The 25,516-nt window shown below is 72.3% G+C and carries 20 protein-coding genes; 10 read left to right on the forward strand and 10 right to left on the reverse strand.

Features of this window, described 5'->3' with window-relative positions; all coding sequences use genetic code 11:
- Positions 1-78: 78 nt before the first annotated feature.
- A complete protein-coding gene (zapE, locus tag ITJ48_RS02120) occupies positions 79-1,095 on the reverse strand; it encodes a cell division protein ZapE (protein WP_194612215.1) in 1,017 nt (338 codons plus the stop codon).
- Positions 1,096-1,283: 188 nt separating this feature from the next.
- Here zapE and ITJ48_RS02125 point away from each other — a divergent pair, with 188 nt between their 5' ends.
- From ITJ48_RS02125 to ITJ48_RS02135, 3 genes are read left to right on the forward strand one after another with little or no spacing between them, the layout of a single operon-like run.
- Positions 1,284-2,183: a sulfurtransferase gene (locus tag ITJ48_RS02125; RefSeq protein ID WP_194612216.1), complete on the forward strand. Its 900-nt coding sequence runs from the start codon at positions 1,284-1,286 to the stop codon at positions 2,181-2,183.
- Between the two features lie 5 nt (positions 2,184-2,188).
- Positions 2,189-2,638, forward strand: coding sequence for a SufE family protein (locus ITJ48_RS02130; protein ID WP_123545989.1), 450 nt, complete (start codon positions 2,189-2,191; stop codon positions 2,636-2,638).
- Positions 2,635-3,435: a dihydrofolate reductase family protein gene (locus ITJ48_RS02135; protein ID WP_194612217.1), complete on the forward strand. Its 801-nt coding sequence runs from the start codon at positions 2,635-2,637 to the stop codon at positions 3,433-3,435. The genes ITJ48_RS02130 and ITJ48_RS02135 overlap by 4 nt, the downstream gene beginning before the upstream one ends.
- Here the strand turns inward: ITJ48_RS02135 and ITJ48_RS02140 are convergent.
- Positions 3,356-4,597 carry a S9 family peptidase gene (locus ITJ48_RS02140; protein WP_228506185.1) on the reverse strand — a complete coding sequence of 414 codons (1,242 nt, stop codon included), beginning with the start codon at positions 4,595-4,597 and terminating at the stop codon, positions 3,356-3,358. The genes ITJ48_RS02135 and ITJ48_RS02140 overlap by 80 nt on opposite strands.
- A 103-nt stretch (positions 4,598-4,700) precedes the next feature.
- On the opposite strand from ITJ48_RS02140, the gene ITJ48_RS02145 reads away from it, so the two are divergent.
- From ITJ48_RS02145 to ITJ48_RS02160, 4 genes are all read left to right on the forward strand, one after another.
- A complete protein-coding gene (locus ITJ48_RS02145) occupies positions 4,701-5,294 on the forward strand; it encodes a DUF3000 domain-containing protein (protein WP_123545995.1) in 594 nt (197 codons plus the stop codon).
- Positions 5,295-5,314: 20 nt separating this feature from the next.
- Positions 5,315-6,628, forward strand: coding sequence for an HRDC domain-containing protein (locus ITJ48_RS02150; protein WP_194612218.1), 1,314 nt, complete (start codon positions 5,315-5,317; stop codon positions 6,626-6,628).
- Positions 6,629-6,700: 72 nt separating this feature from the next.
- A complete protein-coding gene (locus ITJ48_RS02155; RefSeq protein WP_194612219.1) occupies positions 6,701-7,906 on the forward strand; it encodes a thiolase family protein in 1,206 nt (401 codons plus the stop codon).
- The gene (locus ITJ48_RS02160; RefSeq protein WP_194612220.1) at positions 7,903-10,047 is read left to right on the forward strand and encodes a 3-hydroxyacyl-CoA dehydrogenase NAD-binding domain-containing protein; all 2,145 of its coding nucleotides are present in this window, start codon (positions 7,903-7,905) and stop codon (positions 10,045-10,047) included. The genes ITJ48_RS02155 and ITJ48_RS02160 overlap by 4 nt, the downstream gene beginning before the upstream one ends.
- A 113-nt stretch (positions 10,048-10,160) precedes the next feature.
- Here ITJ48_RS02160 and dxs read toward each other — a convergent pair whose 3' ends face one another.
- The 5 genes from dxs to dut all read right to left on the reverse strand — a co-directional run bounded on the left by dxs (position 10,161) and on the right by dut (position 17,179).
- Entirely contained in the window at positions 10,161-12,101 is a 1,941-nt protein-coding gene (gene dxs, locus ITJ48_RS02165; protein ID WP_194612221.1) for a 1-deoxy-D-xylulose-5-phosphate synthase, read from the reverse strand.
- Positions 12,102-12,219: 118 nt separating this feature from the next.
- Complete coding sequence (locus tag ITJ48_RS02170) at positions 12,220-15,036, reverse strand: aconitate hydratase (RefSeq protein WP_194612222.1); 2,817 nt, start codon at positions 15,034-15,036, stop codon at positions 12,220-12,222.
- Positions 15,037-15,186: 150 nt separating this feature from the next.
- Entirely contained in the window at positions 15,187-15,975 is a 789-nt protein-coding gene (locus tag ITJ48_RS02175) for a DUF3159 domain-containing protein (protein WP_194612223.1), read from the reverse strand.
- Positions 15,976-15,980: 5 nt separating this feature from the next.
- A complete protein-coding gene (locus tag ITJ48_RS02180) occupies positions 15,981-16,694 on the reverse strand; it encodes a DUF3710 domain-containing protein (protein ID WP_194612224.1) in 714 nt (237 codons plus the stop codon).
- Complete coding sequence (gene dut / locus ITJ48_RS02185) at positions 16,691-17,179, reverse strand: dUTP diphosphatase (RefSeq protein ID WP_370544738.1); 489 nt, start codon at positions 17,177-17,179, stop codon at positions 16,691-16,693. The genes ITJ48_RS02180 and dut overlap by 4 nt, the downstream gene beginning before the upstream one ends.
- A 38-nt stretch (positions 17,180-17,217) precedes the next feature.
- Here dut and ITJ48_RS02190 point away from each other — a divergent pair, with 38 nt between their 5' ends.
- Positions 17,218-17,673 carry a DUF3093 domain-containing protein gene (locus ITJ48_RS02190; protein ID WP_123546009.1) on the forward strand — a complete coding sequence of 152 codons (456 nt, stop codon included), beginning with the start codon at positions 17,218-17,220 and terminating at the stop codon, positions 17,671-17,673.
- On the opposite strand, the gene ITJ48_RS02195 is transcribed toward ITJ48_RS02190, so the two are convergent.
- On the reverse strand, positions 17,648-17,941 hold the full coding sequence (locus tag ITJ48_RS02195; RefSeq protein ID WP_123547235.1) for a DUF4193 domain-containing protein: 294 nt from the start codon (positions 17,939-17,941) through the stop codon (positions 17,648-17,650). The genes ITJ48_RS02190 and ITJ48_RS02195 overlap by 26 nt on opposite strands.
- Before the next feature lie 212 nt (positions 17,942-18,153).
- On the opposite strand from ITJ48_RS02195, the gene sepH reads away from it, so the two are divergent.
- Positions 18,154-19,335: a septation protein SepH gene (gene sepH, locus ITJ48_RS02200; RefSeq protein ID WP_194612225.1), complete on the forward strand. Its 1,182-nt coding sequence runs from the start codon at positions 18,154-18,156 to the stop codon at positions 19,333-19,335.
- A gap of 39 nt (positions 19,336-19,374) precedes the next feature.
- Here sepH and ITJ48_RS02205 read toward each other — a convergent pair whose 3' ends face one another.
- Positions 19,375-20,511 (reverse strand): alkaline phosphatase family protein, encoded by a 1,137-nt coding sequence (locus ITJ48_RS02205; RefSeq protein ID WP_194612226.1) that lies wholly within the window; start codon positions 20,509-20,511, stop codon positions 19,375-19,377.
- 117 nt (positions 20,512-20,628) lie between these two features.
- On the opposite strand from ITJ48_RS02205, the gene ITJ48_RS02210 reads away from it, so the two are divergent.
- Positions 20,629-23,139, forward strand: coding sequence for a DNA topoisomerase (ATP-hydrolyzing) subunit A (locus ITJ48_RS02210; RefSeq protein ID WP_194612227.1), 2,511 nt, complete (start codon positions 20,629-20,631; stop codon positions 23,137-23,139).
- An 80-nt stretch (positions 23,140-23,219) separates the two neighbouring features.
- On the opposite strand, the gene ITJ48_RS02215 is transcribed toward ITJ48_RS02210, so the two are convergent.
- Entirely contained in the window at positions 23,220-25,316 is a 2,097-nt protein-coding gene (locus ITJ48_RS02215) for a DNA topoisomerase IV subunit B (RefSeq protein WP_194613302.1), read from the reverse strand.
- Between the last annotated feature and the right edge of the window lie 200 nt (positions 25,317-25,516).

The raw sequence follows: 25,516 nt of genomic DNA on the forward strand, positions 1-25,516 counted from the left end.
ATCCGGCCCCGTGTGAACAACGCGTTTCCCGAGGCTCCCCGGCAGCCGGGACGACGCCCCTGAACTGCTCGGAGAGGTCTAGGAGGAGGTCAGCGCGACGAGCCGCGACGTCGCGCGGAGGTACTTCTTGCGGTAGCCGCCCGCGAGCATCTCGTCGCTGAAGACCTCGTCGAGGGGCGTGCCGGTCGCGAGCACGCGCACCTGGGCGTCGTACAGACGGTCGACGAACGCGACGAAGCGCAGCGCGTCGGTCTGGCTCGTGAGCGGCGTGACGTCGCGCAGCCCGACGGCGTCGAGGCCGCCGATCAGCTTGACGTAGCGGCTGGGGTGCACCGTCGACAGGTGCTGCACGGCAGCGCCGAAGTCGTCGAGGGAGGCGGTGCCCGCGACCGCGGCGACGGCCGCGTCCAGGTCGGCCACGACGTGCGCCCGCGCCTCGACCTCGCGGCGCCGGTAGTCGTTCCCGTCGATGCGGAGGGTGCGGAACCGGTCGGAGAGCCCCTGGATCTCGCGGAGGAAGTCCGCGGCGGCGAAGCGCCCCTCGCCGAGTGCGCCGGGCGGCGTGTTCGAGGTCGCCGCGATGCGGGTGCCCGCGTCCGCGAGGTCGCCGAGCAGGCGCGTCATCATCATCGTGTCGCCCGGGTCGTCGAGCTCGAACTCGTCGATGCAGACCAGCGCGGCGCCCTCGAGCTGCTTCGCCGCCCCCGCGTAGCCGACCGCTCCCACGAGGGCCGTGTACTCGATGAACGTGCCGAAGTAGCGCCGGCCTGCCGCGCGATTGTACGCCGCGGCCAGCAGGTGCGTCTTGCCGACGCCGAAGCCGCCGTCGAGGTACAGGCCGGGAGGCGCCTCCTGCGTCTCCGGACGACGCCGGAACAGCCCTCGCCGGGCCGGGCGCTCGGCCGCGGCCCAGAACGAGGCGACGGCCTCGACCGCCTCCGCCTGCGACGGGAACGCGTCGTCCGGCCGGTAGTTCTCGAGCGACGCCTCGGCGAACTGCCGCGGCGGCACGAGCTCGGCCACGATCTCGGCGCCCGTGATGGTCGGGGCCCGGTCGACGAGCGACACGACGGTGCGGAGGGGATCGGTGGACATCGGTGCGACCTCGCAGGCGTCGGGACGGGCGCCCGCGGGAATGTCCGGGACGCGATCTGTGTCAGAGTCAGAGGGACCCGGCCGGGGCACACCGTGGGTGCGTAGCCTCGACGGGGCCGCGCGGCGATCCTATCCGCCGCCCCCACGACACCGCCCAGCCCCTCGGGGCCGACCCAGGAGGTACAGCAATGGTCGTCGAGCACGACACGTCCGCACGGTTCAGCGAGTACGCCCACCCCGAGCGCCTCGTCAGCACCGACTGGCTCCAGGAGCACCTGGGCACGCCCGGCCTCGTGGTCGTCGAGTCCGACGAGGACGTGCTGCTCTGGGACACCGGCCACATCGCGGGCGCCGTCAAGATCGACTGGCACCTCGACCTCAACGACCCCGTGCAGCGCGACTACGTCGACGGCGAGGCGTTCGCCGCCCTGATGTCGCGCAGCGGCATCTCCCGCGACAGCACCGTCGTGATCTACGGCGACAAGAACAACTGGTGGGCCGCCTACGCCCTCTGGGTCTTCTCCCTCTTCGGCCACGACGACGTGCGCCTGCTCGACGGCGGACGAGCCGCGTGGGAGGCGGAGGGCCGCGGGTACACGACCGACGCACCCGAGCCGGTCGCCACCGACTACCCCGTCGTCGAGCGGGACGACAGCCGGATCCGCGCCTACAAGGACGACGTGCTCGCGCACCTCGGATCGCCGCTGATCGACGTCCGCTCCCCCGAGGAGTACTCGGGCGAGCGGACCACCGCGCCGGCCTACCCCGAGGAGGGCGCGCTGCGCGCCGGCCACATCCCGTCGGCCCAGAACGTGCCGTGGGGCAAGGCGGCGGCCGAGGACGGCCGCTTCCGCAGCCTGGGCGAGCTCGAGGCGGTCTACCGCGACGGCGCCGGCCTCTCCGACGGCGACGACGTGGTGGCGTACTGCCGCATCGGCGAGCGGTCGAGCCACACGTGGTTCGTGCTGCACCACCTGATGGGGTTCGAGAACGTCCGCAACTACGACGGCTCGTGGACCGAGTGGGGCAGCGCGGTGCGCGTGCCGATCGTGCAGGGCGTGGAGCCCGGCACGGTCCCGGGGCGCTGAGCGTGGTGTCGGCCTCCGAGCCCGGGGCGCTCCCCCGCGTCCTGGCCGAGACCCGCGAGGACTTCCTCGCCCTCGACGTGAAGGACCGGCTGCAGCTGCTGCTCGAGTTCTCGGACGAGCTGCCGTCTCTGCCCGCCGAGTACGAGGGGCACCCGGACCTGCTCGAGCGCGTGGAGGAGTGCCAGTCGCCCGTGTTCATCTTCGTCGAGGTGTCGGACGACGTCGTGACGATGCACGCGACGGCTCCTCGCGAGGCGCCGACGACCCGCGGCTTCGCCTCCATCCTCGCCCAGGGGCTGAGCGGTCTGTCGGTGCGCGAGGTGCTCGAGGACGTCCCCGACGACTACCCGCAGACGATCGGCCTCGGCGTGGCGGTCAGCCCGCTCCGCGTGCGGGGCATGACGGCGCTGCTGGCCCGGGCCAAGCGCCAGGTCCGAGAGAAGTCGGCGGCGTGACCCTGCGGGTGCTGCACCCGGCTCCTTCGCGGGGTGCGGGCACCGGCACGCTCGTCGAGGCGGACCCTGTCGTCGAGGCAGGCACGGTCGTGGAGGCAGGCACCGACGAGGGGCGGGCGCGTCTACGGGAGCTCTACGCACCTCCTGCGGCCGACTGGCTGCGCCTCAACCTGATCGCGGCCGTCAGCGGCGACGCGGCGGGCGAGGACGGCACGTCCGACACGCTGAGCAACGCCGACGACCGCGCCGTGCTGGCGGCGATCCGCGACCTCGCCGACGGGGTGCTCGTCGGCGCCGCGAGCGTCCGCGCCGAGGGCTACCGGGTGCCCCGGTCCGCCCAGCTCGTCGTGCTCACGGCCAGCGGCGACCTCAGCGGACACCGGATGGACCCCGACCGCGCCGACCGTGTCGTCGTCGTCTGCCCCGCCGCGGCGGTCGACCGCGTCACGGAGACCCTCGGCGCGGACGTCGCGGCCCGCGCGACCGTCCTCGTCGTCGACGACGACGACCACGGCGTGGTCGCCCCCGCGACGCTGGTCGACCGGCTGCGGGGCCACGGCCTGCGCTCGCTCGTCTGCGAGGGCGGGCCCTCGCTCGCCGGGCAGCTGCTGCACGACGGCCTCGTCGACGAGCTCTGCCTCTCGACCTCTCCGGTCGTCATCGGGAGCGGTCTGCCCGTCTTCGGCCGGGAGCGCTTCGACCCGTCGCGGCTCTCGCTCAGCCAGCTGATGATGGACGACCAGAGCGCCCTGTACGCACGCTGGCTCGTGGCAGACGGCCCAGCCACTCGTCGATGACCGCCTCGAAGCGCTCGGGGTCGTAGTTCCAGATCTTCGTGTGCCGGGCGACCTCGAACACCTCGAGCTGCACGATGTCCGGCCGGGCGGCGGCGAGGGCGTGCGAGGCAGTCGACGGCACGAAGCCGTCGTCGTCGCTGTGCAGCACCAGCACGGGAACGCGCAGCTCGCCGGCCCGCTCGACCAGGTCGAGCCGGTCGAGGTCGAGGGGCTCCGCCCTGCCGCTCAGCCGTGACGCCCGAGGGGACTGGAGGAGGCGCATCGCCAGCTCCTGCACGACCCGCGGCACGCGCATGGCCGTCCCCTGGTAGCGGAGCGTGGTGCGCCAGTCGACCACGGGCGACTCTAGCACGACGCCGACGACGCGGTCGCGGTGCTCGGCCCGGGTCACCGCCTGCAGCACGGTGGCACCGCCCATCGACCAGCCCATCAGCACGATCGACGTCGCGCCGTGGTCGACGGCCCAGCGCATCGCGGCCTCGACGTCGGCCCACTCCGCGTCGCCCAGCGCGTACCGGCCGTCGGGCGACCGGGGCGCCTCGGCGTCGTTGCGGTACGACACGAGGAGAGAGGTGAATCCGGCCCGGTGGAAGACCGGCGCCGCGCGCACGGTCTCGGCCCGGGTCACGCCGCGCCCGTGCACGCCGATCATCCACGGTCCGTCGGTGCCGTCGGGGCCCGGCACGAGCCAGGCCGGAGCCGGGCCGACAGGCGTGTCGACCTCGACGTCCTCGACCGTGAGGCCGGCGTCGCGAGGCGACCGCCAGAGCCAGCCGCCGATGCGGCCCGCCCTGGCCGTCGCCAGGTCGCCCTCGTCGACGGCCTCGACACGGCGCACGACGCGACCCCGCTCCTCCTGCACCACCTCGCCGAGGCGGGCGTGCCCCTTCCCGTGGTCGAACCAGAAGCTGTACCGGCCGGGCAGACGCGTGTCGGGGTTCGCCGCGAGGGTCACCGTCGCCGCCACGGGGTCGTGCCCGAGCACCCGGACGTCGTCAGGGCGGCGTCGCGCCGGAGTGACGACCTTCCGCGCCATGGTGACCGCGCCCGCCGCCAGGGCCAGCGACGCCGCGACCACGGTGCCGCCGACGGAGACGGAGACGACGAGGCCGGCGACGGCCGCCGGGGTGCGGCGAGGGCGTGTGCGTGGGCGTCGGGACATCGAGACCTCCGGGCGGACGGGGCGGAGCAACGGGGGCACGTGCGCGAGGGCACCTGCGGCGTGCCGCTCGGCTGTGAGCCGGGTGGGAGCCTAGTCTGCTGAGGTGTCCGACACCTCCTCGCCGCCGGTCCCGGCCGCGTTCGCCGCCGCGTCGGCCGCCGTCCGCGAGGCCCTCTCCCGCGACGACCTCGCCGTGTCCGAGATCCCTGCCCCCGGCGGCCTCGCCCCGCACGCCCTCGCCCTCGCCGGCGACGTGGTGGGCGCGTCCGGGCGGGCCGACGCCGAGCTCGGCACCGGGCGCTTCGTCCTGCTGTACGACGAGAGCGCGCCCGAGGCGTGGGGCGGCGTCTTCCGCGTCGTCTGCTTCGCGCAGGCCCCGCTCGAGACCGACCTGGCCCTCGACCCCTTCGTCGCGGACGTCGCGTGGTCCTGGCTGGTCGACTCGCTCGACGCAGGAGGCGCCTCCCGGCACTCCGCCTCGGGCACCGCCACGAAGGTGCTCTCGTCCGGCTACGGCGAGCTCGCCGCCCAGGGCGACGGGGCGCAGCTCGAGCTGCGCGCCTCGTGGACCCCCACCAGCACCGACCTCGCCCCCCACGTCGCGGCGTGGAGCGAGCTGATCTGCACCCTCGCGGGCCTGCCGCCGACCGTCGAGGGCGTCACGCTCCTCGCGTCGCGTCGTGTGGGCCGCGACTGACCCCCCGGAACGACGGAGACATGAGCGCCCCCACACCCGAGTCATCCCCGGTCGACGAGTCGTCGCCCTCCTCCCCCGCCGTCACGGTCGCCCCGACGACGATCGTCCCGCGCGCCGCGACCGCCGACTCGGTGCACGGCGAGGTGCACGTCATCGCCGACCGCGAGGCCTACCTCGAGGCCGTGGAGGCGATCGCCGCGGGGCACGGACCGGTCTCGATCGACGCCGAGCGGGCGTCCGGCTACCGTTACTCGCAGCGTGCCTACCTGATCCAGGTGTTCCGCCGGGGCAGCGGAGTCTTCCTCTTCGACCCGCCGGCCATCGGGTCGTTCGACGAGCTGCAGGCCGTCATCGGGCACGAGGAGTGGGTGCTGCACGCCGCGAGCCAAGATCTCGCGTGCCTGCGCGAGGTCGGGCTCGACCCCGATCTCGTCTTCGACACCGAGCTCGGCGCCCGCCTGGCGGGCCTGCCCAAGGTCGGCCTCGGCGCCGTGGTCGAGCAGCTGCTCGGGGTCCACCTCGCCAAGGAGCACTCGGCCGCCGACTGGTCGACGCGGCCCCTGCCGCAGAGCTGGCTCGTCTACGCCGCCCTCGACGTCGAGCTCCTCGTCGACCTCCGCGACGCGATGGCCGAGCTGCTCGAGCGCGACGGGAAGCTCGACATCGCCCGCCAGGAGTTCGCGGCGACGGTGGCCCGGGAGGCCAAGCCGGCCAAGGCCGAGCCCTGGCGGCGCCTGACCGGCCTGCACACCGTCCGCGGGGCCCGCTCGCTCGCCGTCGCCCGCGAGCTCTGGCAGGCCCGCGACGACTACGCCCGTCAGGTCGACACGGCCGCCGGCCGGCTCGTGCCCGACCAGTCGCTCGTCGCCGCGACGAAGGCGCAGCCCGCCGACAAGCGCGCCCTCGCCGGCGTGAAGGAGTTCGTCGGGCGCGCCAGCCGCAGCGAGCTCGACCGCTGGTGGGCCGCGATCGAGCGCGGCATGGCGACCCGTGACCTGCCCTCCTCCCGCGGGCCGGCGGGCGACACCCTGCCGCCTCCCCGCAGCTGGGCCGACAAGAACCCGATGGCCGACGCGCGCCTCCGGCACGCACGCCCCGCGGTGGCCGAGATCGCCGAGGGACTCGACCTGCCCGTCGAGAACCTGCTCACGCCCGAGCTGCTGCGGCGCCTCTGCTGGGAGCCGCCGATCCCGTTCGACACCGAGACGCTGGCCGCGGCCCTCGTCGAGCTCGGCGCGCGCCCGTGGCAGGTCGACGCCGTCGCCGAGCGGCTGGCCGAGGCCTTTGTCGACGCCCACCAAGAGCCCGAGAGCGACCCCGCCGACGCTTCGTAGCAATCCGCCAAGGATTCTCCCGGCAGCAGGCCCCTCCCTAGGATCGGAGCAGTTCCGAGCACTGGAGGCACTGTGGCCGACACGACAGACGTGGTCTTCGTCGACGGGGTACGCACCCCGTTCGGCAGGGCCGGAGAAAAAGGCATGTACTGGGGAACGAGGGCCGACGACCTCGTCGTGAAGGCCATGAAGGGGCTGCTCGAGCGCAACCCGTCGCTCCCCCTCGACCGCGTCGACGACGTCGCGATCGCGGCCACGACGCAACAGGGCGACCAGGGCCTGACCCTCGGCCGCACCACGGCCCTCCTGGCGGGGCTGCCCCGCTCGGTGCCCGGCTTCGCGATCGACCGCATGTGCGCCGGCGCCATGACGAGCGTCACGACCCTCGCCGGCGGCATCGCGTTCGGCGCCTACGACGTCGTCCTCGCGGGCGGCGTCGAGCACATGGGCCGGCACCCGATGGGCTTCGCGGCCGATCCCAACCCCCGGTTCCTCACCGAGAAGCTGGTCAGCGGCGACGCCCTCAACATGGGCTCGACCGCCGAGCGGATCCACGACCGGTTCCCGCAGCTCACCAAGGAGCGCTCCGACCGCTTCGCGCTGCGGTCGCAGCAGAAGCTCGCCGCCGCCTACGACGCGGGCCACATCCAGCCGGACCTGGTGCCGGTCGCGGTGCAGACGCCCGAGGGCTGGGGCCTGGCGACGCGCGACGAGGCTCCGCGGCCCGAGACGACGATGGAGGGGCTGGCCGGGCTCCGCACGCCGTTCCGCCCCCACGGGCGGGTCACCGCCGGCAACTCGTCGGGGCTGAACGACGGTGCGACCGTCAGCCTGCTCGCCTCCCGCGGAGCCGCCGACGAGCTCGGCCTCGGCGTCAAGATGCGCCTCGTCAGCTTCGCCTACGCCGGGGTCGAGCCGGAGATCATGGGCATCGGCCCGGTGCCCTCGACCGAGAAGGCCCTGCGCAAGGCAGGGCTGACGATCGACGACATCGGCCTGTTCGAGCTGAACGAGGCCTTCGCCGTGCAGGTCCTCTCGCTGCTCGACCACTTCGGCGTCGACGACGACGACCCCCGGGTCAACCCCTGGGGAGGCGCCATCGCCGTGGGCCACCCGCTCGCGTCGTCGGGCGTCCGCCTGATGATCCAGCTGGCCCGCCAGTTCGAGCAGCACCCGGAGGTCCGCTACGGGCTCACGGCCATGTGCGTGGGCCTCGGCCAGGGCGGCAGCGTCATCTGGGAGAACCCCCACCACTCACGGAAGGCGGCTCGATCGTGAGCAGCGCAGTCGACCAGCTCACCGCCCTCAGCGCCGACGAGGTGGTGACGCACTCGTTCGTCCGCGACGTGCCGCTGCCCTCGGGCGGCGTCCTCGCCCTCGTCACGCTCGACAACGGCCGCGACCACAAGCGACCGAGCACGCTGGGGCCCGCGACCCTCGTCGAGCTGTCCGCGACCCTCGACGGCCTCCGGGCCCGCGCCTCCCGCGGCGAGGTCCAGGCCATCGCGGTCACCGGCAAGCCGTACTTCCTGGCGGCCGGTGCGGACCTCAGCAAGGTCAGCCAGATCCCGAGCCGCGACGTGGCCCGCGAGCTGGCCCGCCTGGGCCACTCGACCCTCGGCAAGCTGCACGAGGCCGGGGTGCCGACGTTCGTCTTCGTGAACGGCCTGGCCCTGGGAGGCGGGCTCGAGATAGCCCTGCATGCCGACTACCGCACGGTCGACTCGTCCGCGGCGGCCATCGCCCTGCCCGAGGTGTTCCTGGGCATCGTCCCCGCGTGGGGCGGCGCCTGGCTGCTGCCGAACCTGATCGGGATCGAGAACGCGCTCAAGGTCGTCCTCGAGAACCCGCTCAAGATCAACCGCACGCTCAAGGCCGCGCAGGCCCTCGAGCTCGGCATCGTCGACGTCGAGTTCGGCCCGGCCGCGTTCCTCGAGGACTCGATCCGCTGGGCCGACGGCGTCGTGGCGGGTCGCACGAAGGTCGCCCGGCCGAACGTGCCCGGCAAGATCGAGCGCGCCGTGAAGTGGGGCGCCGCGATCTCGATCGCCCGCAAGTCGCTCGAGTCGAAGATCGGCCGGGTGGCGCGGTCGCCCTGGGTCGCCCTCGACCTGCTCGAGGCAGCACGGAACACCGACCGGGCGACGGGCTTCGCCGCGGAGGACGAGGCCCTCGCCGAGCTCGTGTCGGGCGACCAGTTCCACGCCAGCATGTACGCCTTCGACCTGGTGCAGAAGCGGGCGAAGAAGCCCGCGGGGGCTCCGTCGCCCGACGTCGCGCGGAAGGTCGGCAAGGTCGGCGTCGTGGGGGCCGGCCTGATGGCCAGCCAGTTCGCGCTGCTCTTCGTCCGGCGCCTGCAGGTCCCGGTGGTCATCACCGACATCGACCAGGCCCGCGTGGACGCCGGGGTGGAGCGCATCCGCGGCGAGATCCTGCAGCTCGCCGAGAAGGGCCGCATCTCGGGCGACGAGTCGAACCGGCTCACCGCGCTCGTGACCGGCACGACCGACCTCGCCGACTTCGCCGACGCGGACTGGGTCATCGAGGCCGTCTTCGAGGAACTCGGCGTCAAGCAGGAGGTCTTCGCGAACGTCGAGGCCGTCGTCTCCGAGACGACGGTGCTCGCCACGAACACCTCGTCGCTCAGCGTCGAGCAGATCGGGGCCCGCCTCGCGCACCCCGAGCGCCTCGTGGGCTTCCACTTCTTCAACCCGGTCGCGGTGATGCCGCTGATCGAGGTCGTGAAGGCACCGGGGACCGACGAGGCGACCCTCAGCACGGCCATGGTGACGGCTGCCGCACTGCGCAAGAACGCCGTGATCACCGCCGACACGCCCGGCTTCGTGGTCAACCGCATCCTGGCCAAGCTGCTCGGCGAGGCCATGCACGCCGTCGAGACGGGCACCCCCTTCGAGACGGTCGAGCGGGCCACCGCGCCGTTCGGCCTCCCGATGACTCCCTTCGAGCTGCTCGAGCTCGTCGGCCTCACCGTCGGGGCGCACGTGCTCGACACGCACCACGCGGCGTTCCCCGACCGCTTCTTCGCCAGCGACGGCCTGCACCGGCTCGCCGAGCACGGCCGGGTCTTCGAGCGCGACGCCAAGGGCCGTCGCAAGGGGTTCGACAAGAAGGCCGTCGCGCTCGTCGCCGGCGAGGGCACTCCCCTCTCGGACGACGAGCTGCGGCGCCGCATCGAGGACGGCCTCGCCGACGAGGTGGGCCGGATGCTCGACGACGGGGTGGTCGCGGCGGCCGAGGACATCGACCTCTGCCTCGTCCTGGGCGCCGGCTGGCCGTTCCAGATGGGCGGCGTGACGCCCTACCTCGACCGCGTGGGAGCCTCCGAGCGGGTGCGGGGACGCACGTTCCACGACCCCCTCGTGGTCGGCCCGGAGCACGCGGTGCGCGCCTCGGCCTGAGCCGGGCGTCCCGGCCACCGCCGAGGAGGCGCTCGTCCCGTCACGAGGGAGGGCCCCGACGACCTGGTCGTCGGGGCCCTCCCTCATCGTGCTGCGTGCGGCGCACGGACGCCCTAGTCCTGCTGCGCGTCCACCCGACGCGACGAGGCTTCGTCGAGCGGCCGGGCCACGGGGATCTTGCTGCCGAGGACCTGGGCCACCACGTCGCGCGCGATGTGCTGGGGGGTGAGGCCCGCCTCCTCGAGGATCTCTGCCCGCGAGCCGTGCTGCAGGAACTCGTCGGGGAGCCCGAGCTCGGTGAGCGCGGTGTCGACGCCGGCCTCGCGCAGGTCCTGACGGACACGGGTGCCGATGCCGCCGACCCGGACACCGTCCTCGATGGTGACGACGAGGCGGTGCTCGGCGGCGAGCTCGATGATCGACCGCGGCACGGGGACGACCCAGCGCGGGTCGACGACGGTCGCCCCGATCCCCTGCGCCGCGAGGCGCTCGGCGACGTCCAGGCCGACGGTGGCCATCGGCCCCACGCAGACCAGCAGCACGTCGCGCCGCTCGTCGCTCGCCAGCACGTCGACGCCGTCCGGGAGGCGCGACTCGGCTTCGTGCTCGGTGCCGACGCTGCCCTTCGAGAAGCGCACCACGGTCGGCGCGTCGGTCACGGCGACGGCCTCGCGGAGCTCCTCGCGCAGGCGGGAGGCGTCCCGCGGGGCGGCGAGGCGGATGTGCGGGACGATCTGGAGGAGCGCCAGGTCCCACATGCCGTGGTGGCTGGGCCCGTCGGGGCCGGTGACGCCCGCCCGGTCGAGCACGAACGTCACGCCCGCCCGGTGCAGGCCGACGTCCATGAGCACCTGGTCGAAGGCGCGGTTGACGAAGGTGGCGTAGAGGGCCACGACGGGGTGCAGGCCGCCGAAGGCCAGGCCGGCCGCACTCGTCACGGCGTGCTGCTCGGCGATGCCGACGTCGAGGACACGGCTCGGGAAGCGCTCGGCGAGCTTGTGCAGCCCGACGGGACGGAGCATGGCGGCCGTGATGCCCACGACGGTCTCGTCGCGCTCGGCGATCGAGACGATCTCGTCCGCGAAGACGCTCGTCCACGAGGGGGCGTTGGTCGTCTCGAGCGGCTCGCCCGTCTCGGGGTCGATCTGGCCGACCGCGTGGAACTGGTCGGCGACGTCGGCACGAGCCGGGTCGTAGCCGCGGCCCTTCTCCGTGATGGCGTGGACGATGACGGGGGCGCCGTAGTCCTTCGCCTGGGTGAGCGCCTCCTCCATCGCCTTCTGGTCGTGGCCGTCGACCGGGCCGAGGTACTTGATGTCGAGGTTCGAGTAGAGGGCCTCGTTGTTCGTGAACCGGCTGAGGAAACCGTGCAGGCCGCCCCGCACGCCGCGGTAGAGCGCACGGCCGGGGTGCCCGAGGTGGTCGAACACGGCCTCGGAGCCGCGGTGCATGTCGCGGTACGTGCTGCGGGTGCGGACGGTGTTGAGGAACCGCGCCATGCCGCCGATCGTCGGCGCGTACGAGCGGCCGTTGTCGTTGACGACGATGATCAGCCGGCGACCGTTGTCGTCGCTGATGTTGTTCAGCGCCTCCCACGTCATGCCGCCGGTGAGGGCGCCGTCGCCCACCACCGCGACGACGTGGCGGTCCGACTGCCCCGTGAGCTGGAACGCCCGCGAGATGCCGTCGGCCCACGACAGGCTGCTGGAGGCGTGGGAGCTCTCGACGATGTCGTGCTCGGACTCGGAGCGCTGGGGGTAGCCCGCCAGGCCGCCGCGCAGCCGAAGCCCGCTGAAGTCCTGCCGCCCGGTGACGAGCTTGTGCACGTACGACTGGTGGCCGGTGTCGAAGACGAAGGCGTCGTGCGGCGACTCGAAGACCCGGTGCATGGCCAGCGTCAGCTCGACGACGCCGAGGTTCGGTCCCAGGTGCCCGCCGGTCTTGGACACCTCGGTCACGAGGAAGCGGCGGATCTCGGCGGCCAGCGCGATCATCTGCTGGTCGGTGAGGTGATCGAGGTCGCGGGGACCCGTGATCGTCTCGAGGATGCTCATCGGTATTTCCTTTCCGGCAGCCCGGAGGCGGCGATCCTCAGTTTAGGCGCGGACCGCCGGGAACGCCGGGAGGCCCCCGGCGCCGTGCGGACACGACGTCGAGGGCCTCGGGGTGCGGCTAGACCAGGCTGCGGAGGACGTACTGCAGGATGCCGCCGTTGCGGTAGTAGTCCGCCTCGCCCGGCGTATCGATCCGGACGACGGCGTCGAACTCGATCGTGCGGGCGCCGTCGGCCGAGTGCTCGGTCGGCTCCGCGGTGACGTGCACGGTCTTGGGCGTCGTGCCCTCGTTCAGCTGCTCGAGGCCGTGGATGCTGAGGGACTCGGTGCCGTCGAGGCCCAGGGACTCCCAGGTCTCGCCCGCCGGGAACTGCAGCGGGACGACGCCCATGCCGATCAGGTTCGAGCGGTGGATGCGCTCGAAGCTCTCGGTGATGACCGCCTTGACCCCCAGGAGGCTCGTGCCCTTGGCCGCCCAGTCGCGCGACGAGCCGGAGCCGTACTCCTTGCCGCCGAGGATGACGAGGGGCGTGCCCTGCTCCTGGTAGCGCGCGCTCGCGTCGTAGATGAACGACTGCGGGGCGTCGGCCTGGGTGAAGTCGCGCGTGTAGCCGCCCTCGACGCCGTCGAGCAGCTGGTTGCGCAGCCGGATGTTGGCGAACGTGCCGCGGATCATGATCTCGTGGTTGCCGCGACGCGACCCGTAGGAGTTGAAGTCCTTCCGGTCGACGCCGTGCTCGGCCAGGTAGTGGCCGGCGGGGCTGTCCGACTTGATCGACCCGGCGGGGCTGATGTGGTCGGTCGTGACCGAGTCGCCGAGCTTGGCGAGGACGCGGGCGCCGACGATGTCCGTGACCGGCGTCGTCTCGAGGGTCATGCCCTCGAAGTACGGGGGCTTCCGGACGTAGGTCGACTCCGGGTCCCACTCGAAGGTCGCACCCGTGGGCGTCGGCAGCGACCGCCAGCGCTCGTCGCCGTCGAACACGCCGGCGTACTCGTGCGTGAACATGTCGGTGTCGATCGACGAGTCGATGGTCGACTGGACCTCGGCCGCGTCGGGCCAGATGTCGCGCAGGTAGACGTCGCTGCCGTCCGGCGACGTGCCGAGCGCGTCGGCCTCGAAGTCGAAGTTCATCGACCCGGCCAGCGCGTAGGCGATGACCAGCGGCGGGCTGGCCAGGTAGTTCATCTTGACGTCGGGGTTGATGCGGCCCTCGAAGTTGCGGTTGCCCGAGAGGACGGCCGTGACGGCGAGGTCGTTGTCCTGGACGGCGCTCGAGATCTCGTCCAGCAGCGGGCCCGAGTTGCCGATGCAGGTCGTGCAGCCGTAGCCGACGGTGTAGAAGCCCAGGTCCTCGAGGTAGGTGGTGAGACCGGCCTTCTCGTAGTAGTCGGTCACGACCTTCGAGCCCGGCGCCAGGGTCGTCTTGACCCAGGGCTTGGCCTTGAGGCCCTTCTTGCTCGCGTTGCGGGCGAGCAGGCCGGCCGCGAGCATGACGGACGGGTTCGACGTGTTCGTGCAGGACGTGATGGCGGCGATGGCGACCGCGCCGTGATCGAGCGTGAACGAGGATCCGTCGTCGAGGGCGACCTGGGTCGGCTTCGACACCGTCGACGGGGCGTGCGAGGTGTGCGTGTGCGAGTGGGCGTGCGACGACTCTTCGTCCTGCGCGGTGAAGCCCACGGGGTCGGACGCGGGGAACGTGCCCTCGACCGCGGCGTCGACCATCGAGTGGTCCGTCGTGGCGTAGTTGTCGAGGTCGACCCCGAACTGGCTCTTCGCGTTGGTCAGCTCGATGCGGTCCTGGGGACGCTTCGGGCCGGCGATCGACGGGACGACGGTCGCGAGGTCGAGCTCGAGGTACTCGCTGAAGACCGGCTCGACCGACGGGTCGTGCCAGAGGCCCTGGAGCTTGGCGTACTTCTCGACGAGCTCGATCTGCTCGTCGCTGCGGCCGGTGAGTCGCAGGTAGTCGAGGGTGACGTCGTCGATCGGGAAGATCGCCGCGGTCGACCCGAACTCCGGGCTCATGTTGCCGATGGTGGCGCGGTTCGCCAGGGGCACCTCGGCGACGCCTTCGCCGTAGAACTCGACGAACTTGCCGACGACGCCGTGGCGACGCAGCTGCTGCGTGATGGTCAGCACCACGTCGGTCGCGGTGACGCCGGTCGGGATCGAGCCGCTGAGCTTGAAGCCCACCACCTTGGGGATGAGCATCGAGACGGGCTGGCCGAGCATGGCCGCCTCGGCCTCGATGCCGCCCACGCCCCAGCCGAGCACGCCGAGGCCGTTGACCATCGTCGTGTGCGAGTCGGTGCCGACGAGGGTGTCCGGGTAGGCCTGGAGGACCCCGCCGACCTCGCGGCTGTAGGTGACGCGAGCCAGGTACTCGATGTTGACCTGGTGCACGATGCCCGTCCCCGGCGGCACGACCTTGAAGTCGTCGAAGGCCGTCTGGCCCCAGCGGAGGAACTGGTACCGCTCGCCGTTGCGCTCGTACTCGATCTCGACGTTGCGCTCGAGGGCGTCGGCCGAGCCGAACAGGTCGGCGATGACCGAGTGGTCGATCACGAGCTCGGCCGGGGCGAGGGGGTTGATCTTGGTGGGGTCGCCGCCGAGGGCCGAGACCGCCTCGCGCATGGTCGCGAGGTCGACGATGCAGGGCACCCCCGTGAAGTCCTGCATGACGACGCGCGCCGGCGAGAACTGGATCTCGGTGTCGGGCTCGGCGGTCGGCTGCCACGAGCCGAGCGCGCGGATCTGGTCGCCCGTGACGTTCGCGCCGTCCTCGGTGCGGAGCAGGTTCTCGAGCAGGACCTTGAGGCTGAAGGGCAACTTCTGCGAGCCGTCCACCGCGTCGATGCGGTAGACCTCGTAGTCGGTGCCGCCGACCGTCAGGACGTCTTTCGAGCTGAAGCTGTTGATTGCAGACACGTGCCGTCTCCCTTGCTGGACTTCGCCCTCATCATGACCCGACGACGAGGGACCGCACCAGCGAGGTCAGCCTAAGTCGTCGACGGACTGCGGGCGCATGTCGTCGAACTGTCTTGATGTCGAGACAAACCTAGCACCGGAGGCGGTGGGCTAGCTGACGGTGCCCTGCGCGTCGACGACGTCGTCACCGGAGGCGCGACCGCGGTAGACGGTCCGGACGAGCAGCCACGTGACCCAGAGGAGGCCGGCGTACAGGGGCACGCCCATGAGGAGCTTGAGGGTCGCGAGCGCGGTGATCTGCCCGCTCAGCAGGAGCGGGAGCTGCACCGCGAGGCGAGCCGCGAACAGCCCTGCCCAGAGCCAGGTGACCAGCACGAGGACGCGGCGCTTGGCGCGGTCCTGCCGCCAGGCGCCTCCTTCGTTGGTGAGGAGGCCGACGATGATGCCGACCAGGGGCCAGCGAACGGCGATGCTGACGACCATCGCCAGGAGCGAGATCGCGTTGATGACGACTCCCGGGACGAAGTTGCCCTCGGCCCTGCCGCTCAGCAGGGCGATGCCGGCAGAGAGCGCGATGCCGAGCACGCCGGCCAGCGCCTGCGCGACAGGACCACGCTGGACGGCCCGCGCGACGACGAACAGCACGGCGAGGCCGACCGGGATCAGGACGGACGGGAGCAGCTGGCCGGTGATCGTGAAGACGACGACGAAGCCGAGTCCCGGCACGATCGACTCGACGAGGCCCCGCACGCCGCCGATCGCCGAGAGCAGCGCGGACGCGGTGGGGACCTCGCCGGGCGCCACCTGCCCGATCCCGGCCTTCTGCGCCGCTGCCCGCAGCTGTGCGGCCAGCGACACGCGCGGGTCGTCGAGCGGCGACTCCTCCCCGGGCAGGGGTCGCTCGTCGTCGGGCCGGGCCGTCGCCCCGTCGTGCTCCACGAGGGTCAGGCCTGGTCGGCGGCGCCCGAGGACGCGTCGACCGCGCTCGGCTTGGGCATGCTGAGCGGGATGAGCTCGCGAGGAGGCATCGGGGTGGTGCCCCGGACGACGACGATGCTGCGGAACAGCTCCTCGATCTTCGCGGCGGCCTCGTCGTCGACGGTGGCGTCGCCGGCGATCACACCGCGGAGGAACCAGCGCGGGCCGTCGACGCCGATGAACCGCGCCAGGCGCGTGCTGCCCGGGTCGCCGCCCATCAGCGGGATCTCGGCGCGGACCTCGGGGCCGAACGGGCCGTCGACCTCGGTCGTCGTGCCGCCCTGCTTCTGGATCTGCTCGCTGATCTGCTCGCGGATCTCGTTCCAGAGGCCCGTCGTGCGGGGAGCCGCGAAGGGCTGCACCTGCAGCGTCGACTTCGCGAAGTCGAGGCCGACCGCGACGACGCGCTTGCTGCCCTCCTCGACCTCGAGTCTCAGGTGCAGGCCGTCGCGCGGGACGATCTTGACGCCGCCCAGGTCGACGTACGGGCGGACCGGATTGGCCTCTGTCTCGTCGAGCGGGCCCTCGTCGGCCCGGTCGGCGGGCGCGGACTTCGTGTCGTCGAAGACCTCGACCTCGGCGTCGTCCAGGGCCTCGATGTCGACCTCGACGTCGGCCAGGTCGGCCGTCTCGACCTCGATCTCGGCCAGCTGCTGCGCCTCGCGCTTCGACTTCCTCATGATGCGGTGCCTCCGGTGGTGTGTGCGTAGCCCGTCGAGCCGAAACCGCCCGTGCCCCGGCTGCTCTCGGGCAGCTCGTCGACGGGGACGAAGACGGCCCGGACGACGGGCACGACGACGAGCTGGGCGATCTTGTCGCCCACCTCGATCTGGTGGTCCGACTCGAGGTCGGTGTTCAGGAGCGTGACCTTGATCTCGCCGCGGTAGCCCGCGTCGACCGTGCCCGGGCTGTTGACGACGGTGATGCCGTGCTTGGCCGCCAGCCCGCTGCGCGGGACGACGAAGGCCGCGTGGCCCTCGGGCAGGGCGATCGACACGCCGGTGCCGACCAGGGCCCGGTGGCCCGCCCGGAGGACGAGCGCCTCGGACGAGAGCAGGTCGGCCCCCGCGTCGCCGGGGTGCGCGTACTGCGGGGCCAGGTCGCCCGGGGACGAGGAGGCGCCGGCTCGGTCGGCCGTGAAGAGGACGTCGAGGGTCGGGGTCACGTGTCGAGGCTAGTGCAGAAGTCTGGTCGAATGGACCCATGAACCCGTACCGCGAACGGCTCACGCCGCCGGCCACCGTCTTCGTCGCGACCGCCCTCGTCGTCCCCGCGACGCTGCTCGTCTTCCTGCCCATCGACCAGCTCGTCGGGGTCGTCGTGGCGGTCCTCTTCTACGCGGCCACGGTGCTCGCGCTCGTCTTCACCTCGCCGGTGCTCCGCATCGATGACGAGGGGTTCTCCGCCGGGCGTGCTCGTCTCTTCCCGCACGAGATCGGAGAGGTGCGGGGCTTCTCGGGTGCCGAGGCCACACAGCAGAGAGGGCCCAGGCTCGACGCGCGAGCCTGGACCCTCTTCCGTGGCTGGGTGAAGCCGGTGGTGAGGATCACCCTCACCGACGAGACGGATCCCGCACCCTACTGGTTGGTGTCGACGAGACGACCCGACGAGGTCGTCCGTCTCCTGGAGTCGCTCAGGCAGCGCACTCCCGGCAGATAGCGCCCAGCTTGGTCTCGTGGTCGAGCTGCGAGCGGTGCTTCACGAGGAAGCACTCGACGCAGGTGAACTCGTCGACCTGCGGGGGCAGGACGACGACGTCGAGGTCGAGGTCGGAGAGATCCTGGCCGGCGAGCTCGAACGAGCCCGGGTTGTCCGCGTCGTCGTCGATCACTCCGGTGGTCTTGTCGGGGGTGCGCTCCTTGAGCCCCTCGATCGACTCCGAGCCGTCGTCGTCGTTCTTGCGAGGTGCGTCGTAGTCGGTGGCCATGCCCATCCAGTTCTTCAATAGTTCGTGTACCGAAGTTCGTGTACCGAATTCGGCGGGCACAGTTTGCATCACTCGTTGTCGAATAGCAAACCCGCCGAAGGGGCCTCTCGGCCGCTCTGGAGGAACTCGCGGCACGCCCGTTCCATTCCCGGGAACACGCCCCTGACGTGGGACGCTTCTGGCCAGGACACGACGGTGGAAAGGCGTGCGAGATGCAGGATCTGAGGGTCATCGGGGTCGAGAGCGGAGCGCTCGTCGTCGCCGCCGACGGCGGTGCCGAGTACCGGCTCCCCGTCACGCCGTCGCTGAGGTCGCAGCTGCGCGCTGCGGCCCCCGACAGCACCCCGGTCGAGCGCAAGGCGCCGCCTCGCGAGATCCAGTCGCTCATCCGCTCCGGGCTCTCGCCCGAGCAGGCGGCGGAGCGCACGGGAGCGGACCTCGCTTACGTCCGGCGCTTCGAGGGCCCTGTCCTCGCCGAGAGGTCGCACGCCCTGCGCACCGCCCTCGGCGTCGCCGTCACCGTCGCCTCCGACGTGCAGCCCGACGGCGACTCGTCCTCCTTCGGGGGCGTCATCGAGTCGCGTCTCGACACCGCCGCCGCGACCGACCGTCACTGGACGAGCTACAAGGACGCCGAGCACGGCTGGCTCGTCTCCGTCTCGTACGTGACGCAGGAGGTGTCGCGAGACGCCACCTGGCGCTTCGACCCCAAGGCCCTCTCCCTCGTCCCGCACGCGGGCGACGCCCGCACCCTCTCGCAGCACTCGGCCGACGTCGGCCCCCTCGTCCCGCGTCTCCGGGCCGTCGGCCTCCGCCCCGCAGACGACGAACCCGTGACGGGGCGCTTCGACAGCGGCGCGTTCCTCGTCGAGCCCGAGGACGGGCACCGGGACGACGCGGCCCCGGACGAGCACCGTCCGGACCGCCCCGCAGCGGTCGCGCGACAGGACGTCCGCTCCCCCGCCTCCCTCGCGGCCACGAACCGCGACCCCGACGCCGCCGCCGGGGACCCGCACGCCCAGACCGCCGACCTGCTCGAGGCCCTCCGTCGACGCCGTGGCGAGCGCGAGGCGGCGCGCTTCTCGGACGACTCGTCGCGGGACGAGCTCGCCACCAGCTCCATCCGGGTCATCGACGTGCCCCTCGACGACTTCGACCTGCCCGAGGGCGAGACGACGCCGCAGCCTCTTCTCCCTGGTGCCTCCTCGGCACTGGGAGACGGCGGGCAGCGCCCGCGCACCGTGGGACAGGTCCGCGGCGGTCGACGCCCGATGCCCGGACCGGACGGCGTCGTGCCCGGTCAGGGTGGCCCCAAGAAGCCGCGCGGCCGCGCCTCCATGCCGAGCTGGGACGAGATCGTCTTCGGGGCCCGCTCGGACGACGACCCCGCCTGACGCCCGTCCGAGTCCTCGCGCGGACGACGTGCGCGCGGCTCAACGGGCGAAGGCGCCGAACCGTCGCAGGGGCACCTGCGTCTCGTCGCCGGACCACGAGCCGTGCTGGCCGATCATCGACCCGGCCTGCCCGCCCGAGGTCCTGCCGTCGTACCAGACGACGCCCTTCCGGGCAGCGACCAGGAAGTCGCCGATGCGGGGCGCCACGACGGGATCGACGGGGCCGAACCACCCGGCCTGCACCGCCTCCTCGCGGGTGACGACCCAGGCGCGGTCCGACTCCGCCGCGCGCCAGGCCTCGAGGGTGGCGGCGCGGACAGCCTCCGACGCGTCCGGCTCGAAGTGCAGCTGCAGGCACCGGGGCTCCCCCGCCACGTGACGCACCCCGTCCACGAGCGCGGCGCGGTGGCCGAAGACGATGCGTCCCCTCTCCGCGACGTCGAGGACGCCGTGGTCGGCCGTCACGAGGAGTCCCTCGTCGGGCCCCAGGGAGGCGGCGAGCCTGCCGACCTCGCCGTCCACCTCCTCGAGGGCGGCCGTCCACTCGTCGCTCTGCCAGCCGAGGCGGTGCGCGATCATGTCGAGCTCGGGCACGTAGAGGTAGACGATCGTGGCCCCGGGGGCGGCGACGAGGTCGCGTGCGCGACGGAACCTGTCCGCGATCGACTCGGCCGCCTCGTAGGCCGCGCCGCGCAGGATCGCCTCCGTCAGCCCTGACCGGGCGTAGCGCGCAGGGCCGACGGCCGCGCTTCGGACTCCCCGAGCGGCGGCGTCCTCGAACACCGTGCCGCTGAGCTGCCACGTGTCGGGCCGCATGCCGGCGTCCCAGCCGGACAGCTGCTTGACGACGCGGTCGCGCTCGGCGTCGAGCACCGAGTAGCCGACCAGGCCGTGCTCGCCCGGCAGGCGGCCGGTGGTGAAGGTCGTGAGAGCGGAGGCGGTGGTCGTCGGGAAGCCGGAGAAGAGGCTGCCGGAGGCGCCCGCCAGGTGGCGAGCGTGGCCGCGGCGGGCCCCGAGGGCGGCGGAGCCGAGCCCGTCGACGAGCAGGACGACGGCCGAGCGAGCCGGAGGGAGCGGCAGGGCCCCGACGTCGCCGGTCAGCGCGGCGAGGACGGACGGGAGGACGTCGGCCAGGCTCACCGCGCCGGGGGGACGCGCCGGTACGATGGTCGTCATCGGCACCAGTCTGGCACAGCGGGTCCGCGAGCGGACCGCCCTCCCGCCGCTGCCGCCTCCTCGCGTCGACGACCGCCCGCCCAGGTGCCTCCCGCACCTCCTGTCCCAGAGAAGTGCATGACGACGACCGAGAACACGACCGGCCCGACCGACTCCGGAGAGCGCATCGAGGACATCGACGTCTCGCTCGAGATGCAGGGGTCGTTCCTCGAGTACGCCTACTCGGTCATCTACTCCCGGGCCCTGCCCGACGCCCGCGACGGCCTCAAGCCGGTGCAGCGACGCATCCTCTACCAGATGTCCGAGATGGGGCTCCGCCCCGACCGGGGACACGTCAAGAGCGCACGCGTCGTCGGCGAGGTGATGGGCAAGCTGCACCCGCACGGCGACACGGCCATCTACGACGCCATGGTCCGCCAGGCCCAGTCGTTCACGATGCGCGTCCCGCTGATCGACGGGCACGGCAACTTCGGCTCGCTCGACGACGGGCCGGCCGCGCCGCGGTACACGGAGGCCCGCCTCGCCGAGGCGTCGCTCGCGATGACGCGCAGCCTCGACGAGGACGTCGTCGACTTCGTGCCCAACTACGACAACCAGCTGATGCAGCCCGAGGTGCTGCCCGCGGCGTTCCCGAACCTGCTCGTGAACGGCGCGAGCGGCATCGCCGTCGGCATGGCGACCAACATGGCCCCGCACAACCTCGTCGAGGTCGTCGGCGCCGCCCGCCACCTGATCGACCACCCCGACGCGAGCCTCGACGACCTGATGGCCTTCGTGCCGGGGCCCGACCTGCCCACCGGGGGCACCATCTCCGGCCTCGCCGGGGTCCGCGACGCCTACGCGACCGGACGCGGGTCGTTCAAGACCCGCGCGCGCGTGCAGGTCGAGAGCATCACCGCGCGCAAGTCCGGCCTCGTCGTGACCGAGCTGCCCTACCTCGTCGGCCCCGAGAAGGTGATCGAGAAGATCAAGGACGGCGTCCAGGCGAAGAAGCTCACGGGGATCACCGACGTCACCGACCTGACGGACCGCACCCACGGCCTGCGCCTCGTCATCGGCATCAAGACGGGCTTCAGCCCGGAGGCCGTGCTCGAGCAGCTCTACCGCTACACCCCCCTCGAGGACGGCTTCAGCATCAACGCGGTCGCGCTCGTCGAGGGCCAGCCGCGGACCCTCGGCCTCAAGGAGATGCTCGAGGTCTACGTCGGCCACCGCATCGAGGTGGTCACCCGACGCACTCGGCACCGCCTCGGCAAGAAGGAGGCGCGCCTCCACCTGGTCGAGGGGCTCCTGATCGCCATCCTCGACATCGACGAGGTCATCCAGGTGATCCGCTCGAGCGACGACACGGCCGCCGCCCGCGCCCGCCTCCGCGAGGTCTTCGACCTGAGCGAGATCCAGGCCGAGTACATCCTCGACCTGCAGCTGCGGCGCCTCACCAAGTTCAGCCGCGTCGAGCTCGAGACCGAGCGGGACGAGCTGCGCGCCGCGATCGCCGAGCTGCAGGCGCTGCTCGGCGACCCGGCTCGGCTCCGGGCGCTCGTCTCGAGCGAGCTCGCCGACATCGCCGAGCAGTTCGGGACGCCCCGGCGCACCCTCCTCACCGAGGCGGCCCCGAGCATCGCGAAGCAGGGCAGGGGCAAGAACGCCCCGGTGCTCGAGATCGCCGACACGCCCACGCGGGTGTTCCTGTCGACGACGGGGCGCCTCCTGCGCGTCGACCACCAGGACCCGTCGGCGGCCACGCCCGCTCCCCCGTCCCGGCGGACGGCGCACGACGCCGTCCTGTCGTCGATCGACACGTCGACCCGCGCCGAGATCGGGGCGGTGACGACGACGGGGCGGCTGCTGCGGTTCACGCCGGTCGACCTGCCGGCGGTGCCGCCCACCTCGGTGCAGCTCGGGGCGGGCGTGCCGGTGCGGGACTACCTCGGCCTCGCGGACAAGTCCGAGCGCGTGCTCGCACTCGTCTCGCTGACGGCCGACCGCCCGATCGCACTCGGCACCGCCCGGGGTGTCGTGAAGCGCGTGGCGACGGGGCAGTACCCGCCCAAGCCCGAGTTCCCGGTGATCACGCTCAAGAAGGGCGACTCCGTCGTCGGGGCGGCCCAGGGCGCGGACGACGATGAGCTCGTCTTCGTGACGTCGAGCACGCAGCTGCTGCGTTTCCCGGCCTCGTCGGTTCGCCCGCAGGGGCCTGCCGGCGGCGGTGTCGCCGGCGTCTCGGTCGCGTCGGACGCCCGTGTCGTCTTCTTCGGCGCCGTGCCTGAGGGACAGGAGGCGGTGGTCGCCACCATCTCGTCCGCCGCCGGCGCGCTCGAGGGCACCGACCCCGGCCGTGCCAAGATCAGCGCGTTCGCCGAGTTCCCGGCCAAGGGCCGCGCCACCGGCGGCGTCCGGTCGCACGCGCTGCTGAAGGGCGAGTCGGAGCTGTCGCTCGCCTGGGTGGGCCCTGCCCCGGCGCGAGCGGTGGCGGTCGACGGAGGCGTCCGGTCGCTCCCCGAGACGCTCGTGCGTCGCGACGCGTCCGGGACGCCCCTGGAGGCGGTCGTCGCCGCGGTGGGCGCGTCGCTGGCCCACGTCACGGACGCCGCGACGGGAGCACCTGCGGGCACCGAGCCCGAGTGAGGACGGACCGCCCGTCCGGCCATCTCACGTAGGGCCGGGCGCGCGGGCGCGCGCGTCGCCGGACGGGCGAGCAGCGCAGGTCAGACGTCGATGCGCTCCCGGCTCAGGCCGGCGCCGTCGATGATGAACTCCTTGCGCGGGGCGACCTCGTTGCCCATGAGCAGCTCGAAGACCCGGGCCGCGGCCTCGGCGTCGTCGACCCTCACCCGGCGCAGCATGCGACCCGAGCGGTCCATCGTCGTCGTCGCGAGCTGTTCGGCGTCCATCTCGCCGAGGCCCTTGTAGCGCTGGATCGGGTCCTGGAACTTCTTGTTCGAGCGGCGCAGCTTCGCCAGGAGCGTCTGCAGCTCTTTCTCGGAGTACGTGTAGATCGTCTCCTTCGGCTTGCTGCCGGGGTTGATCACGACGACGCGGTGCAGGGGCGGCACGGCCGCGAAGACGCGGCCCTGCTCGATCATCGGGCGCATGTACCGGAAGAACAGCGTGAGGAGCAACGTGCGGATGTGGGCCCCGTCGACGTCGGCGTCGCTCATGATGATGACCTTGCCGTAGCGAGCGGCGTCGATGTCGAACGAGCGGCCCGACCCTGCTCCCAGCACCTGGATGATCGAGGCGCACTCGACGTTGGAGAGCATGTCGCTGACCGACGCCTTCTGCACGTTGAGGATCTTGCCGCGGATCGGCAACAGCGCCTGGTACTCGCTGTTGCGGGCCAGCTTCGCCGTGCCCAGGGCCGAGTCGCCCTCGACGATGAAGAGCTCGCTGTTGCCGACGTCGTTCGATCGGCAGTCGACGAGCTTCGCCGGCAGGGACGAGTTCTCGAGGGCGTTCTTGCGTCGCTGCGTCTCCTTGTGCGCACGCGCCGCGATGCGCGACTTCATCTCGGAGACGACCTTGTCGAGAACGAGGGCCGTCTGGGCCTTGTCCTCGCGGCGGGCGGACGCGAAGAGCTCGGCGAAGCGAGCCTGGACGACGTTGGCGACGATCGCGCGGACCGCCGGCGTCCCGAGGATCTCCTTCGTCTGGCCCTCGAACTGCGGCTCGGGGAGGCGGACCGTGAGCACGACCGTCAGGCCCGCCGTCACGTCGTCCTTCTCGATCTTGTCGGTGCCGACCTTGAGCCGACGTGCGGCGAGCTCGACCTGCTGTCGCATGAACTTGAGCAGCCCCGCCTCGAAGCCCGTCTGGTGCGAGCCGCCCTTCGGGGTCGCGATGATGTTCACGTAGCTGCGGAGGACCGTCTCGTAGCCGCCGCCCCACCGGAGGGCGATGTCGACCTCGCACTCGCGCTCGAGCTCGGTGGCGACCATCGCGCCGCCCTCGGTCAGGACGGGCACCGTCTCCGTGTACGTGCCCGTGCCCGTCATGCGCCAGGTGTCGGTGACCGGGGCGTCGGGGGCGAGGAACTCGACGAACTCGCTGATGCCGCCGTCGAAGCGGTACGTGCTCTCGTGCGGGAAGCCCCCGTCGGTGAGCGACCCGGGCCGCTCGTCGCGGATGCGGAGCGTGAGGCCCGGGATGAGGAAGGCGGTCTGGCGGGCACGCCCCGACAGTTCGTCGGGCTGGAACGACGCACCACGGGTGAAGATCTGGCGGTCGGCCCAGTACCGGATGCGCGTGCCGGTGACGCCGCGCTTCACCTTGCCCACCTCGCGCAGCACGCTGCCCGAGACGAACGGCGTGAACGGCGCGTCCGGGGTGGGCTCGCCGTCGTCGGCGAACGTGCCGGGCTCGCCCCGGCGGAACGACATGGCCCACGTCTTGCCGCCGCGGTCGACCTCGACGTCGAGCCGCTCGGAGAGCGCGTTGACCACGGACGCCCCGACGCCGTGCAGACCGCCCGACGACGCGTAGGAGCCGCCGCCGAACTTGCCGCCCGCGTGCAGCTTGGTGAAGACGACCTCGACGCCCGTCAGCCCCGTCTTGGGCTCGATGTCGACGGGGATGCCGCGGGCCGTGTCGCGCACCTCGACGCTGTCGTCCGCGTGCAGGACGACGTCGATGGCGTCGCCGTGCCCGCCGAGGGCCTCGTCGACCGAGTTGTCGATGATCTCCCACAGGCAGTGCATGAGGCCTCGCGAGTCGGTCGACCCGATGTACATGCCGGGACGCTTGCGGACGGCCTCCAGCCCCTCGAGGACCGAGAGGTGGCGAGCCGAGTAGTCCGACGTGGCGATGGTGTTCTCCTGACGCGAGGCAGAGCCGACCGGCGGGAATTCCGGAGGCGGGGGTCTGGTTCCATCCTACGAGCGCCCAGGGACAGTCCCGGGAGGCGCTCGCCCCCCTCCGTCACTACGCGATGAGCGAAATCGGCTCGGATCGCACCCGATACTCGGGAGCGCGTGTTTTGATGAGGACTTCACATCCGCAGCACCAC

The sequence above is a fragment of the Frigoribacterium sp. VKM Ac-2530 genome, from assembly GCF_015350835.1.
Lineage (GTDB): Bacteria > Actinomycetota > Actinomycetes > Actinomycetales > Microbacteriaceae > Frigoribacterium.

Excerpts from the sequence above, each read along its gene's own strand:
- ITJ48_RS02140 (WP_228506185.1), bottom strand. The coding sequence starts at position 4,597 with ATGTCCCGACGCCCACGCACACGCCCTCGCCGCACCCCGGCGGCCGTC.
- ITJ48_RS02190 (WP_123546009.1), top strand. The coding sequence starts at position 17,218 with ATGAACCCGTACCGCGAACGGCTCACGCCGCCGGCCACCGTCTTCGTC.
- ITJ48_RS02150 (WP_194612218.1), top strand. The coding sequence starts at position 5,315 with ATGAGCGCCCCCACACCCGAGTCATCCCCGGTCGACGAGTCGTCGCCC.
- ITJ48_RS02125 (WP_194612216.1), top strand. The coding sequence starts at position 1,284 with ATGGTCGTCGAGCACGACACGTCCGCACGGTTCAGCGAGTACGCCCAC.
- ITJ48_RS02205 (WP_194612226.1), bottom strand. The coding sequence starts at position 20,511 with ATGACGACCATCGTACCGGCGCGTCCCCCCGGCGCGGTGAGCCTGGCC.
- ITJ48_RS02210 (WP_194612227.1), top strand. The coding sequence starts at position 20,629 with ATGACGACGACCGAGAACACGACCGGCCCGACCGACTCCGGAGAGCGC.
- ITJ48_RS02180 (WP_194612224.1), bottom strand. The coding sequence starts at position 16,694 with ATGAGGAAGTCGAAGCGCGAGGCGCAGCAGCTGGCCGAGATCGAGGTC.
- dxs (WP_194612221.1), bottom strand. The coding sequence starts at position 12,101 with ATGAGCATCCTCGAGACGATCACGGGTCCCCGCGACCTCGATCACCTC.
- ITJ48_RS02195 (WP_123547235.1), bottom strand. The coding sequence starts at position 17,941 with ATGGCCACCGACTACGACGCACCTCGCAAGAACGACGACGACGGCTCG.
- zapE (WP_194612215.1), bottom strand. The coding sequence starts at position 1,095 with ATGTCCACCGATCCCCTCCGCACCGTCGTGTCGCTCGTCGACCGGGCC.
- sepH (WP_194612225.1), top strand. The coding sequence starts at position 18,154 with ATGCAGGATCTGAGGGTCATCGGGGTCGAGAGCGGAGCGCTCGTCGTC.